This is a genomic window from Acinetobacter sp. CWB-B33 (genome assembly GCF_039655955.1).
Taxonomy (GTDB): domain Bacteria; phylum Pseudomonadota; class Gammaproteobacteria; order Pseudomonadales; family Moraxellaceae; genus Acinetobacter; species Acinetobacter bouvetii.
Genome location: NZ_JAGFEU010000001.1, coordinates 628,435 through 646,131, shown reverse-complemented (window position 1 = coordinate 646,131; position 17,697 = coordinate 628,435). Strand labels below are relative to the sequence as shown.

Annotated in this window: 14 protein-coding genes, 1 tRNA gene and 1 pseudogene; 12 read left to right on the top strand and 4 right to left on the bottom strand. The window is 44.9% G+C overall.

Annotation, left to right across the window (positions count from 1 at the left end; all coding sequences use genetic code 11):
• Both JZ784_RS03055 and JZ784_RS03050 read left to right on the top strand, forming a co-directional pair.
• A complete protein-coding gene (locus JZ784_RS03055) occupies window positions 1-1,134 on the top strand; it encodes a hypothetical protein (RefSeq protein WP_346313751.1) in 1,134 nt (377 codons plus the stop codon).
• Window positions 1,135-1,149: 15 nt separating this feature from the next.
• The gene (locus JZ784_RS03050; protein WP_346313750.1) at window positions 1,150-2,388 is read left to right on the top strand and encodes a hypothetical protein; all 1,239 of its coding nucleotides are present in this window, start codon (window positions 1,150-1,152) and stop codon (window positions 2,386-2,388) included.
• 1,402 nt (window positions 2,389-3,790) lie between these two features.
• On the opposite strand, the pseudogene JZ784_RS03045 reads toward JZ784_RS03050, so the two are convergent.
• Window positions 3,791-4,229: pseudogene (locus tag JZ784_RS03045) on the bottom strand (transposase); the annotation flags it as partial.
• Between the two features lie 253 nt (window positions 4,230-4,482).
• A tRNA-Ile gene (locus JZ784_RS03040) sits at window positions 4,483-4,559 on the bottom strand.
• Window positions 4,560-5,337: 778 nt separating this feature from the next.
• Here JZ784_RS03040 and JZ784_RS03035 point away from each other — a divergent pair.
• On the top strand, window positions 5,338-5,907 hold the full coding sequence (locus tag JZ784_RS03035; protein ID WP_005010855.1) for a 1-acyl-sn-glycerol-3-phosphate acyltransferase: 570 nt from the start codon (window positions 5,338-5,340) through the stop codon (window positions 5,905-5,907).
• Window positions 5,908-6,012: 105 nt separating this feature from the next.
• The gene (locus JZ784_RS03030; protein ID WP_005010856.1) at window positions 6,013-6,762 is read left to right on the top strand and encodes a YebC/PmpR family DNA-binding transcriptional regulator; all 750 of its coding nucleotides are present in this window, start codon (window positions 6,013-6,015) and stop codon (window positions 6,760-6,762) included.
• Window positions 6,763-6,865: 103 nt separating this feature from the next.
• On the opposite strand, the gene JZ784_RS03025 is transcribed toward JZ784_RS03030, so the two are convergent.
• Window positions 6,866-7,336, bottom strand: a complete 471-nt coding sequence (locus JZ784_RS03025; protein ID WP_005010857.1) for an Lrp/AsnC family transcriptional regulator — start codon at window positions 7,334-7,336, stop codon at window positions 6,866-6,868.
• 503 nt (window positions 7,337-7,839) lie between these two features.
• Between JZ784_RS03025 and JZ784_RS03020 the strand changes: the two genes are divergently transcribed.
• The gene (locus JZ784_RS03020; RefSeq protein WP_346313749.1) at window positions 7,840-9,180 is read left to right on the top strand and encodes a hypothetical protein; all 1,341 of its coding nucleotides are present in this window, start codon (window positions 7,840-7,842) and stop codon (window positions 9,178-9,180) included.
• A 70-nt stretch (window positions 9,181-9,250) separates the two neighbouring features.
• Here the strand turns inward: JZ784_RS03020 and JZ784_RS03015 are convergent, their stop codons facing one another.
• Window positions 9,251-10,015 (bottom strand): glutathione S-transferase, encoded by a 765-nt coding sequence (locus JZ784_RS03015; protein ID WP_005010862.1) that lies wholly within the window; start codon window positions 10,013-10,015, stop codon window positions 9,251-9,253.
• 364 nt (window positions 10,016-10,379) lie between these two features.
• On the opposite strand from JZ784_RS03015, the gene JZ784_RS03010 reads away from it, so the two are divergent.
• The 7 genes from JZ784_RS03010 to JZ784_RS02980 are packed head-to-tail and all read left to right on the top strand — an operon-like array spanning window position 10,380 to window position 17,688.
• Window positions 10,380-11,582 carry an SfnB family sulfur acquisition oxidoreductase gene (locus JZ784_RS03010; protein WP_346313748.1) on the top strand — a complete coding sequence of 401 codons (1,203 nt, stop codon included), beginning with the start codon at window positions 10,380-10,382 and terminating at the stop codon, window positions 11,580-11,582.
• A gap of 10 nt (window positions 11,583-11,592) precedes the next feature.
• Entirely contained in the window at window positions 11,593-12,825 is a 1,233-nt protein-coding gene (locus tag JZ784_RS03005; protein ID WP_346313747.1) for an SfnB family sulfur acquisition oxidoreductase, read from the top strand.
• Window positions 12,825-14,252, top strand: a complete 1,428-nt coding sequence (locus JZ784_RS03000) for an LLM class flavin-dependent oxidoreductase (RefSeq protein WP_346313746.1) — start codon at window positions 12,825-12,827, stop codon at window positions 14,250-14,252. Before JZ784_RS03005 ends, JZ784_RS03000 begins: the two co-directional genes overlap by 1 nt.
• Window positions 14,253-14,288: 36 nt before the next feature.
• Entirely contained in the window at window positions 14,289-15,119 is an 831-nt protein-coding gene (locus JZ784_RS02995) for a MetQ/NlpA family ABC transporter substrate-binding protein (protein WP_346313745.1), read from the top strand.
• Window positions 15,120-15,129: 10 nt separating this feature from the next.
• Window positions 15,130-15,966, top strand: coding sequence for a MetQ/NlpA family ABC transporter substrate-binding protein (locus JZ784_RS02990; protein WP_346313744.1), 837 nt, complete (start codon window positions 15,130-15,132; stop codon window positions 15,964-15,966).
• An 11-nt stretch (window positions 15,967-15,977) separates the two neighbouring features.
• The gene (locus JZ784_RS02985; protein WP_346314247.1) at window positions 15,978-17,048 is read left to right on the top strand and encodes an ATP-binding cassette domain-containing protein; all 1,071 of its coding nucleotides are present in this window, start codon (window positions 15,978-15,980) and stop codon (window positions 17,046-17,048) included.
• Entirely contained in the window at window positions 17,029-17,688 is a 660-nt protein-coding gene (locus JZ784_RS02980) for a methionine ABC transporter permease (protein ID WP_346313743.1), read from the top strand. The genes JZ784_RS02985 and JZ784_RS02980 overlap by 20 nt, the downstream gene beginning before the upstream one ends.
• Window positions 17,689-17,697 lie beyond the last annotated feature (9 nt).

Below are 17,697 nucleotides of genomic sequence, written 5' to 3'. Positions count from 1 at the left end.
GTGATTATCAATGTAGTACCAATTTCACCTGTACCAGTGATTGGATTATTTTCAGTAATCGTATTTATAATTGGAGCATCTGGCGCAGTCGTATCATCCGCTGTAACCTGCGCTGGCACAGACGCATTACCCGCTGGGTCTGTGACCACCACTTGCAACGTTTCACCATTCTTTTGCGCGGGATTCACCGCCACTTCGAAATTGCCATTCGCATCCGCTGTGCCTGTACCGATCACATTGCCGCTGGCATCTTTCACCTCAACTTTTGAGCCCGGTTCTGCTTTGCCTGTGACCTTGCTGCCGTCATCACTGACGTCCAAATTGGTCGCTGTTGATGGTGCAGTTGTATCATCCGCCGTAACCGGCGCCGGCGCAGACGCATTGCCTGCTGCATCCGTCGCCGTGACTTGCAACGTTTCACCATTCTTTTGCGCAGGATTCAACGCTACTTCGAAATTGCCATTTGCATCCGCTGTGCCAGAACCGATCACATTGCCGCCAGCATCTTTCACCTCAACTTTAGAGCCCGGTTCTGCTTTGCCTGTGACCTTGCTGCCGTCATCGCTGACATCCAAATCGGTCGGCGCTGCTGGCGCAGTAGTATCATCCGCTGTAACCGGCGCCGGCACAGACGCATTGCCTGCTGCATCCGTCGCCGTGACCTGCAGCGTTTCACCATTTTTCTGCGCTGGACTCACCGCTACTTCGAAATCGCCATTTGCATCCGCTGTGCCAGAGCCGATCACATTGCCATTGGCATCTTTCACCTCAACTTTAGAGCCCGGTTCTGCTTTGCCTGTGACCTTGCTGCCGTCATCGCTGACGTCCAAATCGGTCGGCGCTGCCGGTGCAGTGGTATCATCCGCTGTAACTGGCGCTGGCGCTGATGCATTGCCTGCTGCATCCGTCGCCGTGACTTGCAGTGTTTCGCCATTCTTTTGCGCAGGATTCAACGCTACTTCGAAATCGCCATTTGCATCCGCTGTGCCAGAGCCGATCACATTGCCGCCAGCATCTTTCACCTCAACTTTAGAGCCTGGTTCTGCTTTGCCTGTGACCTTGCTGCCGTCATCGCTGACGTCCAAATCGGTCGGCGCTGCCGGCGCTAAAGTATCCAAACCGCCTGTCACTTGAGTTGCCGCTGATTTATTGCCTGCAGCATCTGTTGCTGTCACTGTGGCTTTGGCGCCGTTATCAATTGCTGGATTTACTGCGACTTCGAAATCGCCATTCGCATCCGCTGTGCCTGTACCGATCACATCGCCATTGGCGTCTTTCACTTCTACTGCCGCATTTGGCTCTGTACGGCCCAGTACACTCTTGCCATCAGGACTGACCGTCGCTTCCGGTGCTTCCGGCGCAGTCGTATCATCTGCTGTAACCGGCGCCGGCGCAGACGCATTGCCTGCTGGGTCTGTGACCACCACTTGCAGCGTTTCACCATTCTTCTGCGCAGGATTCAACGCCACTTCGAAATTGCCGTTCGCATCCGCTGTGCCTGTACCGATCACATTGCCGCTGGCGTCTTTCACTTCAACTTTTGAGCCCGGTTCTGCTTTGCCTGTGACCTTGCTGCCGTCATCGCTGACGTCCAAATCGGTCGGCGCTGCCGGCTCAGTGATATCATCAGCTGTAACCGGCGCCGGCACAGACGCATTGCCTGCTGCATCCGTCGCCGTGACCTGCAGCGTTTCACCATTTTTCTGCGCTGGACTCACCGCTACTTCGAAATCGCCATTTGCATCCGCTGTGCCAGTACCAATCACATTGCCGCTGGCATCTTTGACTTCAATTTTAGAGCCCGGTTCTGCTTTGCCTGTGACCTTGCTGCCGTCATCGCTGACATCCAAATCGGTCGGCGCTGCTGGCGCAGTAGTATCATCCGCTGTAACCGGCGCCGGTACAGACGCATTGCCTGCTGCATCCGTCGCCGTGACCTGCAGCGTTTCACCATTTTTCTGCGCTGGACTCACCGCTACTTCGAAATCGCCATTTGCATCCGCTGTGCCAGTACCAATCACATTGCCGCTGGCATCTTTGACTTCAATTTTAGAGCCCGGTTCTGCTTTGCCTGTGACCTTGCTGCCGTCATCGCTGACGTCCAAATCGGTCGGCGCTGCCGGTGCAGTGGTATCATCCGCCGTAACCGGCGCCGGCGCAGACGCATTGCCTGCCGCATCCGTCGCCGTGACCTGCAGCGTTTCGCCATTCTTTTGCGCAGGATTCAACGCTACTTCGAAATCGCCATTCGCATCCGCTGTGCCAGTACCGATCACATTGCCGCCGGCATCTTTGACTTCAATTTTAGAACCCGGCTCCGCCTTTCCTGTAACCTTAGTGCCGTCATTACTAATCAGAAGATTCTTTGGAGATTCAGGCGGAGTATGATCTTTATTATCACCATCATCACCAGAAGAAGATGATGAGTTTGCAGCAATTGCCGCCACACCACCTACAACTCCAGCGCCAATCAGCCACGGCTGTATGGATGAAGCAGTCTCACCATACAGTAATGGCGTAATTTCATTTAAAGGATTATATACAATTGAAGGGGTTACATTACCTGCAGCATCTGTAAACTGAACCCAATAAAGTCCATCTTTACCCTCAAGTACAATACTGTTGGCATCAATAGAGCCATTGAAAAAATTTTCAATAACAATAGTTTCACCATTTTTCAGCTTGACTACGGCAGAGTTCCCATCACGTGTGATGCTTTCCACCAACTCTTTATCAACATTTATTTTTACAACTGAATTCTCCGTTAAGAGAACTTTATTATCGAGTGTCTTGTCCAAAACCTTATGGCTTTGCTTGGACACAACCTGAATATTAGCCATAAAAATACTCCCTCTGATTGTTATATGACTTTTATAAATTTATGAATTATGTTTAATCAGTTTTTATTAACGTTATATATTTAGCTATTTTCGTAAAGGGATTGAATTGCAAAAAAAATGAAGGCAATAAAACTCACAAACCACACACATTTGGAAAGTTCTTAGAAAAAATAAAATTTTGTTAATTAATGATTTTTTTCAAAATATCACACATAAAATAATTGTTATTTTATGTATACTTAATTGGTCGGAATATAAATCCACTATTTTTATTGTATCTTTTTACAAAAAATTGAATCTTATTAAAGGAAATATTATATAATCGGCGGATTATGTAAACAAAATCACAATATATTTAAAATATGCAAACATGGTCGATAATTATCCAAACTATTAACTTTTCCTAAAAAAATAATTAAAATTTATTTACAAAATTTAATTCATATTTTTTTTATGGTTTTTTTTAGATTGGTATATTTTGCCAATCGCATGCAGATCCTGTCTGCGATAAGACTCAATCTAAAAAATATCTTATTGCCAATTGGACTTTTTACATGAGCAGCATGTCATGGAAAATTACAATTTGGTTTGATTCCTGTACTTGGCAGGTATGCAAAATTAAGGCGGGAAACTAAAGAGAAATTAAACCTATTTAATGCAGTTTAATGATTAGTCACTGATAAGTGATGATGAATACTACTGCCTTTTTTTATATGGCATGCCCAAAAAAATTTAAAAATAACACATTGTTTTTAATAAAAAATACAAAATAAATATCAGAATAAAACATTTAAATGCTGTCTTTTTCAATCAATCCAACTCTTTTTATTCCGTGTAATGGTCAAGTAAAATCAGTCACGTTAATAATTAAATTTTAATGATTTTTTTCTAATTGAGCACGACATTATAACGGCTCAAATTTGAGTTATAACTCGGGTATGTGGTCTGCCTCATTCTGTAAATTTATTGAGGACTGCCCCACATTCATGTACCTCATTCACCGGACTTCAAAAGTTCCTTGCGCTAAGCTTGCCGCACAATAAGTTATGCAATGCATCTTGGTTTCAACCAAGCTTCGCGCTGATAACCCGGTCCTTTTTTCCAGATTTCCCTACCTGAGAAGCGCCGCTTCGCAAAATTTATGGTCATAAAAAATTCATTTTGTTTAATAGAACTCGCCCTTGTATCTCTCTAAGGCTAAGCATCATCAGCTCCATCAGTATAGACAAAATCAATTCATTCATCTTGCGGAAGCTAATCAAGTAAATTTCCGAGTACTTGTGAATCATATACATTATTCGCTGTGAGCCGAATTGCCTGTATTTGAAAGGTCTCTGTATCAATACCAATGTGAAATTTATGCCATTTCCGGCGATATTCAGCTCGGTTGCGACAAGCAAATATAATCCATCACATTACTTTTCTTGCAGCTAGCCGCAACAGCAATCTGCTGCTGCGGTCCGATCAAGCCCAGACAATTTAATCAAACTTTGAAAAAAACCTGCGGCCATTAAAAAATTCAGAATACCGTTACGAATACAGAACGTGTTTTGATAAGGGTTTATTCTAGGCAATAAAAAACCCTTAATTCTTTTTAAATTAAGGGTTTGAAAATCATATAAAGCAATATAAGTATAAAATTTGGTGGGCCCAGACAGACTTGAACTGTCGACCAACGGATTATGAGTCCGCTGCTCTAACCAACTGAGCTATAGGCCCTATAAGCTGAACTCGTTATATATCAATAAGTTCAAGCGGAAAGAATAGTATCGGAGATTATTTTAAAATACAAGCATTTTTAAGACTGCTTGCACATTAAGACAACAATCCAAAAAAATGGCCAATCTATAGCGAAAGAATGAGCAATAGCTTTTTCAAAAATGAAAAAAATTGATGATAAATAAAGCAATAAACAATCAAAAAAAAGATAAAAACCGCGGCCAATTGCAGCATTGATACTTTATAAGTATCAGAACATCACACACCAATAAGGTTGATTGTTTCAGAAATAAGATCCGCGATTTAAATTTGAATCCCGCTGATCTCCAGAATTAGAGATCAAACTGTTCCTGCTTTTTTGATTCTGCATAAAACTCAACCAGCGACCATACCAGCACTAAAGCAAAAATTACTGATGCAAACAAAAAAGCAGTCAAATAAGTCATTTTTCTCAGCCTCTGCAGAATATTCATGACTTAAAAAATCATCGTACATTTTTCAAGTCCTACGACAAAAGTCTAATAAGAATTAGGCTGTGTGAATAGACATGAGGCAGTTTTTTTTAATACTCTTTTTCTATGTTTTGAGACTAATTTTCTATCAATACAAATAGAATTATCATTTTAAAGTCTTAGTCAGCTTCCTGCATCTCCATTTGAAATGGCCTATAAAAATGCAAATGTATTTTATTTATCTGCTTTCGCAAATTTCCTATTGACTGTCCTCTGAAACAAGCAGAAATTAGCGCAGATTGCCTTTGCAGAAACTGTAATTTTGTATGTTGAAAAAATTTATCGGTGAAACCTCATTCAAATTGGCTGGCTGGACTTATGAAGTAAAGCCGGATGTGCTTGAAAATAAGCAAGTCATTGTCGGCTTTGAACACACCTCTATGATGGATGCGGTACTGTCTCTAGCCCTCTTCCAAATTTATGACCTAAAAATTCATACCCTAATTAAAAAAGAACTGTTTAAAGGGCCTTTAAAGCCTTTTTTAACGGCGGTTGGCGGCATTCCTGTAGACCGCAAGTCGAGCAAAGATATTGTTTCACAAATGGTTGAGCATTTTGAAAAAAATGAAAAATTCAATCTGGTGATTGCGCCTGAGGCGACACGTGCAGAGCGCGGTGAAGCCCGAAAACCCATCCGCACTGGGTTCTGGCACATTGCTAAAGCGGCTGGCGTCCCCATTGTTTTAATGTATGCCAACTCTAAAACCAAGCAAGGCGGCATCTTTGGAAAAATTTATCCAACAGAACTCGACCATGACCTCGCTTTGATGAAAAAACTGTATAAAGAAAATGTTGGACTGGACATTATTATTCCAGAACCCAAAAATCAGGCATGATTGTTTAAAAACTCGAAGGCTAGCCCTTTATCAAAAAAAAGGGCTTATGGTAGAATTTGCACAATCTGATAGGCATAAAGCCAATCTACAAGGAGCATATTTCGCATGGCGGGTCATTCCAAGTGGGCTAACACAAAGCATCGTAAAGCAAAACAAGATGCGAGCCGCGCTAAAGTATTCACAAAATTTATTCGTGAAATCGTTACAGCTGCCCGTTTAGGCGGCGGTGATGTTGCGTCTAACCCACGTTTACGTGCTGTCGTTGAGAAAGCCTTAGTTGCAAACATGACACGTGACACCATCAACCGCGCAGTTCAGCGCGGTGTTGGCGGTGAAGAAAATGCTGATTTAAAAGAAGTCACTTACGAAGGTTATGGCGTTGGCGGCGTTGCGGTTATTATTGAAACAATGACTGACAACTTAAACCGTACAGTGCCTGATGTACGCCATTGTTTCTCTAAAACGGACGGTAACTTAGGTACTGCTGGTTCAGTGGCATATATGTTTACTAAACGCGGGGAAATTACGTTTGAAGATGTGTCTTTAGAAGACAAAATCATGGACGTCGCTTTAGAAGCCGGCGCAGAAGATATTGAAGTGGCTGAAGATGAAATTTTAGTCATCACTACACCTGAAACTTTTGGTGAAGTTCAAGATGCGCTTACAGCGGCAGGTTTAAAGTCTGACAATGCTGAAGTAGTAATGAACCCTTCAACCAAAGCCTTAATTTCAGATGTTGATCAAGCGAAAAAAATCGTAAAAATGATTGATATGTTTGAAGATTTAGATGATGTGCAAAACGTTTATACAAACGTTGAATTCACAGAAGAAGTTTTAGCTCAGCTTGATGAGTAATCTTTCAAAAAATAAAAAAACGCGCCTATAAGCGCGTTTTTTTATGCCTGCCTGTAATCAACAGGCTGATGATGATAAATGATGCTGATCAGCCGCTGCTTTTTTAAGCTTTGCTCAGCAAACCTGTGCAGTTAAATACATTGTATTCTTTAATCACAAAGCTCGAATGCAGCGCCACGACATGTTCAATTTTACCAATGCGCTTAAGCAGGACATCACTGTAATTTTCCATATCCTTCGCAACAACTTCCACAATAAAATCAGCCGACTGCCCCGTGACTAAAAATGCATTTATCACCTCAGGAATGCTTTCCAGTTCTTCTAAAAATTTTGCAAAGGTGTCTGTATCATGCTTACTCAGCGACACCTGCAAAAGCACATGCAGGCTAAACCCCAGCTTTTGATAATTCAGTTCCCGTTTCAGTCCAGAAATCACCCCCGCATCAATAAGATGCTTAATTCGGCGGTGCACAGAACTGACTGAAAGATTGATGCGTTCAGATAATTCATTCAGATTTAAATCTTCATGCGTTAAAATTTCTAAGATTTGCTTATCAAAACGATCCAATTCCATTTTTTCTCCAGTCACTGCCCGACGCATATGCATGTTTCAATGCATTGAATAAATAACTTTGAACAGCCGATGGGGATTCCCCCCGATCAAGGCCATTTAAATTATTCTTAAAATGCCTGACAGTTTTTAAAATTTATTTTCATGTATCCTCCATATATAAAAAATATATTTATATTTTGCAAATTATTTTGACTTATTTTTTCTTTTGGATTGCTGTTAACCGTAAAATTTCCTACTTTCAACCCGCTTATCCGTTCTGTGAATTTCACACCTCAAACTGTAGATTTTTTATACCGCTCATCCGCAAAACCTTATCATCCGATGAATATTTTTTTGTTTAAAAATAATTGATTATAAATAGGACCAAACCTAAAGAGAGACTTATATCACATTAAACTGCGGACGGATGTGTCATGCAAATTTTACTTTCCTTTAGAAATGCTTTAAAAAATTTCAGTTTGAAAAAGAACAATAAATCTTAAAACAATAAGGAATAAATACACATGGCGATCAAGTCTCTTAACGCTCTGACCTCTAAACTCAGTTCAGCTCTCAGTCCTGCTTTTCAGCTGAATTCAGCATCGGCGCAATTAAAGCTGAACAGCACGGCGCTCAGCAGCCTGCTAAACCCTGAAAAAATCAGCAGCACTCTCTCAAACTTATTTAGCGCTGCCAGCACACCTAAATCCAGTACCATTGACCTAAGCAGCTTGACCAATTCATTGCCTAAAATTATGGATCTGATGCAAAGCATTCTTGCTAATCAAACTTCAAGCAGCAATTCAAATACACTGAATACGTTGATGCAGACCTTACAGCCCTTGCTTCAATCCTTAAGCGGAGCAGGCTCGGCACAGCAAGGCGAAGTGCTTCAGGCTTTGCCAGCTGTAGTCAACAGCGTGCAAACGCTGATCAGCAGCTTCAATGGGCAAAGCAATCTGCCAGACAATCTTTCATCGGCCTTAACCGCCATTAAACCGCTGTTAAATGTGCTCAGCAGTGCGGCAGCAAATACCGATGCTGCACAAATTATTTCAACATTGAATCAAGTTTTAGAACACGCGCAGCCTTTAATTCAAGCAGCCGGCTCAATCGCTGCTGGCCATGCAGACTTAGGGGATATTGCCCAAGGCGCAGCGCAGGCCCTAATGCCTCTGCTGGCGTCAATTGATACAGGCACTGCAAATATTGATATGGCAAAGCTGCAGCAAGCGCTTCCAGCGGTGATTGGCAGTGTGACAACTTTGATTGCCACACTGACCCAAGCCAATCAAGGCAATATTCCTGAAACCATTTCTGGCGTGATTAAGGGCATTAATCCCCTGCTTAAAATTTTGGAAAACAGCGGCGCCTTAGACAGCACGCAGGCGGATACAGTGCACAAAGTTTATGATGTCTTAAACAGCGTGAAAACAGTTTTAGACTTTGTCAATGATCCTTCATTGCTGACGTTGTCTAAAGATTTAAACCAAGTGATCGACTCACTGAAGCCTATCATTGCCATGATTGACCAAAAAGGCGATTTCAGCGCGCTGCTGGATCACATTGAAATTCCTGACTTAAGCGGCCTGCTGACCGGCGCCTATAAACCTGAGCTGTTAGCAGGCAGCACGAAAAGCGCATTGGGTGACCTGCTGAATGGCACAGAAAATCATCTTCCCAACATTAGTGACTTGTTTCAGAATACCAGCAGCCTAGGCACGATCAATTTAAGCGATCTGATTCCGCAAGCGCCTGCATCGGCTGCAGCCCCAAATACCGCTCAAACTGCGCCGCAAGACTATACGGCATTGCCGAATCCAGCGGTCCAGTTAGATCTTGAACAGGCCGCACACTACATTTGATTGCAGCTTGCTGCTTTAGCGCAATAAAAAACGCACCTTAACGTGCGTTTTTTATTGCGGCATTGAACGGTTAAACGCCGCGCCAATCCACCCGTGAATTGCGTTCAGTCTGATAAATGCGCAGCACATACTGCCCAAGCGGCAAATCCGTTAAATATGCTTTATAGGCTTTAAAATCTTCAGATAAGTTGTCGGAATGCTCTTTTTCCCAAGGCGTTCCTGCAATTTCCAAAATCGGTGCGAGCATTGAACAAACCGCTATATCCGCCAAGCCTAAGCGGTCGCCAACCAAATAGCGGCAGCCATGCTGAATGAGCCGCCCATTTAATTCTTCAATAATGCCTTGCATCGCCTCTTTCGAGTGTTCAACCCGATCAGAGTCTAATTGATACCCTTTCGAGACCAGCGCCTTAATCAACGGTTTTGAATATTTTTCAAATTGGCGCAAATAGCCCTTCTCGCCAATTAAAATATCTAAAGATTCTTCATTTTCTTTCAGCACATGCGACAGCGCCCAGCGGCGCACATGGCGGCCTAATTCAACAGATAGTTCATTGATCTCCAGCGCCTGCTGACGGAGGTCTGCATCTGCACGCAGCAAGGCATGCTCAGGATACTGTTCATCCAGATACAGCGCGATTTGGGTGGAGTCTGCAATCCACTGCTCCCCATCACGTAAAATAGGCAATTTGTTCTGCCCGGTTTTTAATTGCGCAAAGGCCCGGTGCACACCGGGCATCAAATTATGAGCGGTATATTCCAGTTCTTTGTAATCCAGCAGCCAGCGCGCTTTTTCACAGAAGTGTGATAACGGAAACTGGTATAACGTACGCATAAATGCTCCGAATTTATTGTTTTACACGACCCAGCATTGCTAAGTATTTTAGTGGGATACTTTAGACATACCGTTTTAGAAAAACAATGGACTTTTTACCTTAAATTAAATATTAAAAGCATTTGCTAATGAATACATTTATACATATTTAGCGCATGAATATATTAAAAGATGATATTAAATTTATAATTTTAATTTCAAATTAAATAAATTTAATATTTTTCATAATCTTAACATATAAAAATACAATACATATTAATCAATAATTCTCTAAAAGACATTTTTTGATATTTAAATCTAAATCCATCATTTAATTTTTCTACACTGAACAGTTAGCGTTTTGATATCTAGTACAGGTGTCATTATGTCTCGTTTAACTGCTGAAAATATTCATATAATCGAAAGCGATCAAGATGCCATTACGGCTGCCTATCATGTGGCAGATTTTGCCTTGGAAGGCCGCAATGAGCGTGATCAAAACCGTCAGCTTCCCTTTGCCGAAATTGATTTATTCAGTCAAAAAGGCTTAGGCGGCATCCGCATTCCGCAAGCATTCGGCGGCGCGTTTGTTAGCAACAAAACCCTCGCACAAGTCTTCCGTATTTTAAACAAAGCCGACTCCAGTGTCGGGCAAATTCCGCAAAATCAAATTGCCCTGCTGAACATGATTGACATCATAGGAACAGCTGAGCAAAAAACCTTTATTTTCAATGAAATTTTAAAAGGAAAGCGCTTGGCCAATGGCGGCCCTGAACGCAATACCAAAGATACAAAAACCTTAAGCACTTTTTTGCAGATTGAAGATGGCAAATATTTTATAGACGGTGAAAAATTCTATTCAACCGGCAGCAGTTTTGCGCATTGGCTGGCCATCAAAGCCATTCATCCTGAAGGCCATGTGGTTTTAACCATTGTTGACCGCCAGTCTCCAGGCGTATCTGTAATTGATAATTGGGATGGCTTTGGACAGCGCACAACGTCAAGCGGCACGGTTAAACTCAATCATGTTGAAGTGGATGCTTTTTTAATTTTTGATGAACGCAAACTGGCGTCGCAGCCGAGTTACCGCGGCGCTTTCTCACAGCTGCTTCAAGTTGCCATTGATGTCGGCATTGCCGAAGCGGCTTTTGCAGATACCGTTGCAGCCGTCAAAAAAGCGCGGCCTATTGCCGATGCGCAGGTGGAAAAAGCCAGTGAAGAGCATTACACCCTGCAGGAAGTCGGCAAATCTGCTGTGCTGCTGGATGCCGCCATCTTGCTGCTGGATGAAGCTGCTGAATATTTAGATGAGCTGGATCTGCTGAAAAATGTCAGTGATGAGCAGGCCGCCAAAGCCTCGATTTTAGTGGCGGAAGCCAAAGTCTATGCCAATGATGCCGCATTGCAGATCTCTGAAAAACTCTTAGAGCTGGGCGGCAGCCGCTCCAGCTTAAATGTGCACAATTTTGACCAGCACTGGCGCAACGCCCGCGTGCATACCCTGCATGACCCAATCCGCTGGAAACTGCATGCTCTAGGCGACTATTACCTGAACCATACCTTGCCCGCCCGCCACGCTTGGATTTAAGGAGAACACGATGACTTCATTTCAAAATATTGTGCCGTTTAAATCGGGTACTGCCTCTGAAACAGCGCATGCGCATATTATTCGCTCTGATGCTGAAGCTTTGGAAATCGCGCAGCGTTTGGCTGAAGAATTCAAACAGACCGCTGTGGCCCGAGATGCACAGCGCATTTTGCCGTTTGAGGAAATTGAAGCGTACAGCCAGTCTGGCTTATGGGCCATTACCGTGCCGAAAGCATACGGCGGCGCCGATGTTTCCAGCTATACCGTCGCGCAAGTCATTGCGATGATGAGCGGTGCAGACGGTTCAATCGGCCAAATTCCGCAAAACCACTTTTATGCGCTGGAAGTGCTGCGCAATACAGGGACTGAACAGCAAAAGCAAAAACTGTATGCAGAAGTGCTGCAAGGCGCACGATTTGGCAATGCCTTAGCGGAATTTAAAACCAAAAGCGCATCTCAAAAACAAACCGTGATTTCACCCAAAGCGGATGGCTATGAAATCAATGGCGAAAAATTCTACTGCACAGGCAGCCTGTTTGCGCACCGCATCCCCACATTAGTCAAAGATGCAGACGGTCATGAATTTTTAGCTTTTCTTCCGCGTGACAGCCAAGGCTTAGAACTGGCTGATGACTGGTCTGGCTTTGGGCAGCGTACCACAGGCAGCGGCACAGTAAAGTTTCATCGTGTCCCCGTCGCTGCGGAAGATGTCATTCCATTCAGCAGCGCTTTTTCTGAACCCACGCTTGTTGGCCCATTTGCGCAGATTATGCATGCCGCGATTGAAACTGGCATAGCCCGCGCCGCTTTTGAAGAAACCCTTGTCCGTGTCCGTCAAGCCCGCCCATGGATTGATTCTGGTGTCGAACATGCCACAGATGACCCGCTGACCAAGTTGGAACTTGGACGCATTATTGCCGATGTGCGTGCCAGCGAAGTGTTACTGAAACAGGCCGGACGCTCAATTGATGCTGCCCGCCCTCAGCCGACTTCTGAAAGTGTCGCCAAAGCCTCTTTAGATGTGGCCAAAGTCCGCGCGCACAGCTCAGAAACTGCACTCAAAGCATCTTCCAAGCTGATTGAACTGGCAGGCAGCCGTGGCAGCCAGCGTGCAGACGGCTTAGACCGATTTTGGCGCAATGCCCGCGTGCATACCCTGCACGACGCCTCACGCTGGAAATATTACTTTATTGCCAATTATTTATTAAACGGTGTCCTGCCGCCGCGCAGAGGGACATTGTAATGACAAATAATCATACTGCAGATGCACATGCATCAAAACATATCATCCTGAATGCCTTTGACATGAATTGTGCGGGCCATATCAATCATGGCTTGTGGACACATCCACGTGATGAATCGCACCGCTTCAATGAACTCAGCTATTGGACAGACCTTGCCAAGACCTTAGAACAAGGCCTATTTGACGGCTTATTCATTGCGGACATTACCGGCGTGTATGACGTCTATCAAGGCAATATCGACCTGACGTTAAAAGAGTCGATCCAGCTGCCGAGCCATGACCCAAGTACTTTAGTCTCCGCGATGGCAGCCGTGACGGAACATCTCGGCTTTGGCGTCACGGTGAATTTAAGCTATGAAACGCCCTATCAATTTGCAAGGCGCTTGGCCAGTTTGGATCATCTAACCCAAGGCCGCATTGGCTGGAACATTGTCACTGGCTATTTAGACAGCGCCGAACGGCTGATTGGACAAAAAGGCTTAAAAGATCATGACCTGCGCTATGAACAAGCCGAAGAATTTTTAGAACTTTGCTATAAGTTCTGGGAAGGCTCTTGGGAAGATGATGCTGTGCGCAAAGACAAAACCCGGCGGATTTTCTCTGACCCAGCCAAAGTGCATGTCATTCAGCATCAAGGGCAGTTTTACCAAAGCCAGGGCGTGTTTCAGGTATCGCCTTCTCTCCAGCGGACACCAGTACTGTATCAGGCAGGCGCTTCCCCGCGAGGCCTGGCCTTTGCCACACAGCATGCAGAAGGCATGTTTATCGGCGCAGACAAGCCTGAAAAAATAAAGCAGCAAGTGGATAAAATCCGCGCCCAAGCGCTGGAACAAGGCCGTGACCCGCATGCCATCAAGCTGTTTGTCGGCATCAGCGTAGTAACTGCAGAAACCGATGAACTGGCGCAGGAGAAGCTGGCTGAATATATCCGCTATGCCAGCCCGGAAGCTGGCCTCGCTCATTTTTCCAGCTCGGTCGGCATGGATCTCAGCAAGTTTTCAGATGATGAAGCTATTCCTTATCAGAAAACCAACAGCATTGCCTCAGTCAACAGCAAATTCAAAGAACAGAAAATCACGCCAAAAGATTTAAAAGCGCAGCTCAAACTCGGCGGACGCTACCCACTGATTGTCGGCAGCGGCGCTTCGGTTGCCGAGCAGCTTATTGAGCTACTCGATGAAACTGGAGTCGACGGCTTTAACCTCACCCGCACGGTTGCGCCAGAATCACATCAGGATTTTATCCGTTTTGTCATTCCAGAGCTGCAGCAGCGCGGGCGCTACAAAACTGAGTATACGCATGGCAGCTTGCGCAACAAGCTTTTTCAAAACGGCAACCGCCTGTCTGCTCCGCACCCTGCTGACCAATACCGATTGAACAGCGCAGCGCAAAAACTGGCGCCTCAATCTGCCGAGCACACTGAATAAACACATTACACAGACTTAAAAATTTCGAGGGAACCTATGGCGCTTAATTCAAAATCCAAACTGACATTGATCGGCGCAATTGCAGCCGTCTTGATTATCGGACTGCTGGTTTGGAATCATCAGAAAAAATCGGTTGCAGATGAATTGGTGATTGGCATCAGCCCATCATTTGCCAAACCGCTGCAGGCGGCTGCAGAAGAAGCTAAACAGCAAGGGCTGAATGTAAAATTGGTGGAATTTTCCGATTGGAATACCCCCAATATTACTTTAGATCATGGCGATATAGACGCCAACTTTTTCCAGCATCAGCCATTTTTAGACAATGCAAAAAAAGAAACTGATTTTAAAATTAAAGCCTTTGATGTCGGCGCTGCCACGCATGTGGGCCTGTATTCAAAAAAAGTTAAAAGCTTTGACGAACTTCAGCAAAATGCAAAAGTTGTCATTCCAAATGACCCTGTTAACCAAGGCCGCGCCCTGCAGCTGCTGCAGCAAGCTCAGCTGATTACGCTGAAACAGCCGGATAACTTCCTGTCTGGTGTAAATGATATTGCTGAAAACCCGAAAAAGCTGCAGTTCATCGAAGTTGAAGGCCCGCAAACCGCCCGCGCTATTGACGATGCCGACTTGGCTTTTGGCTACCCGCATTACTTGCGTCTGGCCAAAACGGCAGATCCGGAAAGCGCATTGCTGTTTGACTCCAATACTGACAAACGCTTTGCCATTTTATTTGCGGTGCGTGACGACTACCAAGACACCAACGGCAAGCTGCGCAAATTTGTTGATATTTACCAAAATTCTCCAAAAGTAAAACAGGCGCTGGATGCTGACTTTGGCGCAAAACTTTGGTTCCCAGGCTGGAAATAAGGGTTGCATGATGCCAAGTTTACTCCGCAAAAACCGAAAAATTTGGGCAATCGCCATTGTAGCGGCTGTCCTCGCGCTAAGCCTCATTGCTTACCGCTTGTCAACGCAGCACACGCAGCGCAATACGCTGAAAATCGGCATTAGTCCGCCCTATGCCGAACTGCTGCAAAGTGTCGCAAATGACCTTAAACCGCAAGGCATCCATGTGGAGCTGATTGAATTTTCCGACTGGCAAGCGCCAAATGTTGCCGTTCAAAATGGCGATATTGACGCCAATTTTTTCCAGCAAAGCGTGTTTCTTGCCAATGCAGTGCAGCAAACCGGCTATAAGCTGCATGCTTTTGCAACAGGCAGCGGCAGCCATGTGGGCCTGTATTCCAAACACTATAAAACACTGGACGCGCTGCCGCAAAAAGCGCGCGTGGTCATCCCAAGCGACCCGGTCAATTCCGCCCGCGCTTTAATTCTATTGAACCGCGCCGGACTGATTCAGCTCAAAGATATCAAGAATGAACATTCAACACTTGCAGATATTGCGGCCAACCCGAAACAGCTGCAGTTCCTTGAAGTCGAAGGCCCGCAAACTGCGCTCGCCTATGACGATGCCGATTTAATCTTTGGCTTTCCGCATTACTTAAACATGGCAAAGAAAGCGGACCCGCACAGCGCGCTGTTTTTAGACCCTGTCGATAAAAAATACGCGATCCTTTTTGTCACACGCAAAGACTATGCCGATGAAAACCAAAAATTGGCCGCCTTTGTCAGCACCTTTCAAAACTCTGAAAAAGTGAAAGCGATTTTAGACCGCGACTTTGGCAAAGGCATGTGGTTTGCAGGCTGGAAATAAGGAGAATGACCATGGTTAGTTTTGGCGCACATACGGAATTTTCCGTTCCCTATATTAAAATCCGCAACCTGAATAAATATTATACTGTTCAAGGCACACAGGTCCATGCATTGAAGGATATCAACTTAGATATTCCTAAAGGCTCTATTTTCGGCATAATCGGCAAAAGCGGTGCAGGCAAATCCTCCCTGATCCGCACACTGAATGGTTTGGAAAGCGTCAGTGATGGCAGTATTCATATTCACCAGCAAGATTTAGCCCAGCTCAATCACGCAGAGCTGATTCAGCTGCGTCAAAAAACCGGCATGATCTTTCAGCACTTCAACTTAATGTCGGCAAAAACAGTTTATGAAAATGTCGCGCTGCCGTTAAAAGTTGCGTCCTATCCGAAAGATCAAATTGATGCGCGTGTCAATGAAGTGCTCAATTTAGTTGGACTGAGCAATAAAGCCGGCAGTTATCCCTCTCAGCTGTCCGGCGGTCAGAAACAGCGTGTCGGCATTGCCCGCGCGCTGGTGCATCATCCGGAAGTGCTGCTGTGTGATGAAGCAACTTCTGCGCTTGACCCAGAAAGCACTTCAGTTGTTTTGTCTTTACTGAAAGAAATTAATCAGAAGTTAGGCATCACCATTGTGCTTATCACCCATGAAATGCAGGTGATCCGTGAAATCTGCGATCAAGTCGTGGTGATTGATCACGGTGAAATTGCAGAATCAGGGCAAGTCTGGTCAGTGTTTTCATCACCGCAGCAAAAAATCACGCAGGAATTGCTGAACCTGGAACAGCTGGATCTTCCGATTGATTATCTGCCGGACATACAGCCAGACAGCGCTTACAGCATTTTAAAATTGCGCTATGAATCTGCCGTTGATCAATCCCCCAATTTAAAGACGATTTTTGAACAGTTTGATGCGCCTGTGCATCTATTGCAAAGCCATGTCGATACCATTCAAAACTATCTGATTGGTTCATTCATTATTGCTTTGAAGCAAACCGATGCTGATTTCAGCGCATTGTCTGCCAAATTAAAACCATCTATTGCACAGCTGGAGGTGCTGGGTTATGCAAAATCAGCTTATTGATTTATTACTGACTGGCCTGATCGACACCCTATTGATGGTTGGGTCTTCGGCCATTTTGGCGTTTTTAATTGGCCTGCCTTTGGCTATTCTGCTGGTTATCAGCTCTGAACATGGCATCTACCCATCAAAAGGCATTAACCAAAGCTTAGGGTGGATCGTGAACGTAACGCGCTCTGTGCCATTTTTAATTTTAATGGTTGCGCTGATTCCCCTGACCCGCTGGATTGTCGGCACCAGTTATGGCGTTTGGGCCGCCGTTGTGCCGCTGACTTTAGCTGCGACGCCATTTTTTGCCCGCATAGCGGAAGTCAGCCTGCGCGAAGTGGATCATGGCCTGATTGAAGCCGCGCAAGCCATCGGCTGCAACCGCAAGCAGATTATCTGGCATGTGCTGCTGCCTGAAGCGCTGCCGGGCATTGTCGCAGGCTTTACCGTCACCCTCGTCACCATGATTAATTCATCGGCGATTGCCGGGGCAATTGGCGCAGGCGGCTTGGGCGATATTGCCTACCGTTATGGCTATCAGCGCTTTGATATGCACATCATGCTGGCGGTGATTGTGGTGCTGGTCATTTTAGTCATGCTGGTGCAGGCTGCCGGAGATACCATTTCCGCACAGCTGGATAAGCGCAAGATTTAAGCCTAACGT

What these genes read in the sequence shown, in the direction of transcription:
- JZ784_RS03035 (WP_005010855.1), top strand. Translation starts at nt 5,338, where the DNA reads ATGTTGAAAAAATTTATCGGTGAAACCTCATTCAAATTGGCTGGCTGG.
- JZ784_RS03030 (WP_005010856.1), top strand. Translation starts at nt 6,013, where the DNA reads ATGGCGGGTCATTCCAAGTGGGCTAACACAAAGCATCGTAAAGCAAAA.
- JZ784_RS03025 (WP_005010857.1), bottom strand. Translation starts at nt 7,336, where the DNA reads ATGGAATTGGATCGTTTTGATAAGCAAATCTTAGAAATTTTAACGCAT.
- JZ784_RS03020 (WP_346313749.1), top strand. Translation starts at nt 7,840, where the DNA reads ATGGCGATCAAGTCTCTTAACGCTCTGACCTCTAAACTCAGTTCAGCT.
- JZ784_RS03015 (WP_005010862.1), bottom strand. Translation starts at nt 10,015, where the DNA reads ATGCGTACGTTATACCAGTTTCCGTTATCACACTTCTGTGAAAAAGCG.
- JZ784_RS03010 (WP_346313748.1), top strand. Translation starts at nt 10,380, where the DNA reads ATGTCTCGTTTAACTGCTGAAAATATTCATATAATCGAAAGCGATCAA.
- JZ784_RS03005 (WP_346313747.1), top strand. Translation starts at nt 11,593, where the DNA reads ATGACTTCATTTCAAAATATTGTGCCGTTTAAATCGGGTACTGCCTCT.
- JZ784_RS03000 (WP_346313746.1), top strand. Translation starts at nt 12,825, where the DNA reads ATGACAAATAATCATACTGCAGATGCACATGCATCAAAACATATCATC.
- JZ784_RS02995 (WP_346313745.1), top strand. Translation starts at nt 14,289, where the DNA reads ATGGCGCTTAATTCAAAATCCAAACTGACATTGATCGGCGCAATTGCA.
- JZ784_RS02990 (WP_346313744.1), top strand. Translation starts at nt 15,130, where the DNA reads ATGCCAAGTTTACTCCGCAAAAACCGAAAAATTTGGGCAATCGCCATT.
- JZ784_RS02985 (WP_346314247.1), top strand. Translation starts at nt 15,978, where the DNA reads ATGGTTAGTTTTGGCGCACATACGGAATTTTCCGTTCCCTATATTAAA.
- JZ784_RS02980 (WP_346313743.1), top strand. Translation starts at nt 17,029, where the DNA reads ATGCAAAATCAGCTTATTGATTTATTACTGACTGGCCTGATCGACACC.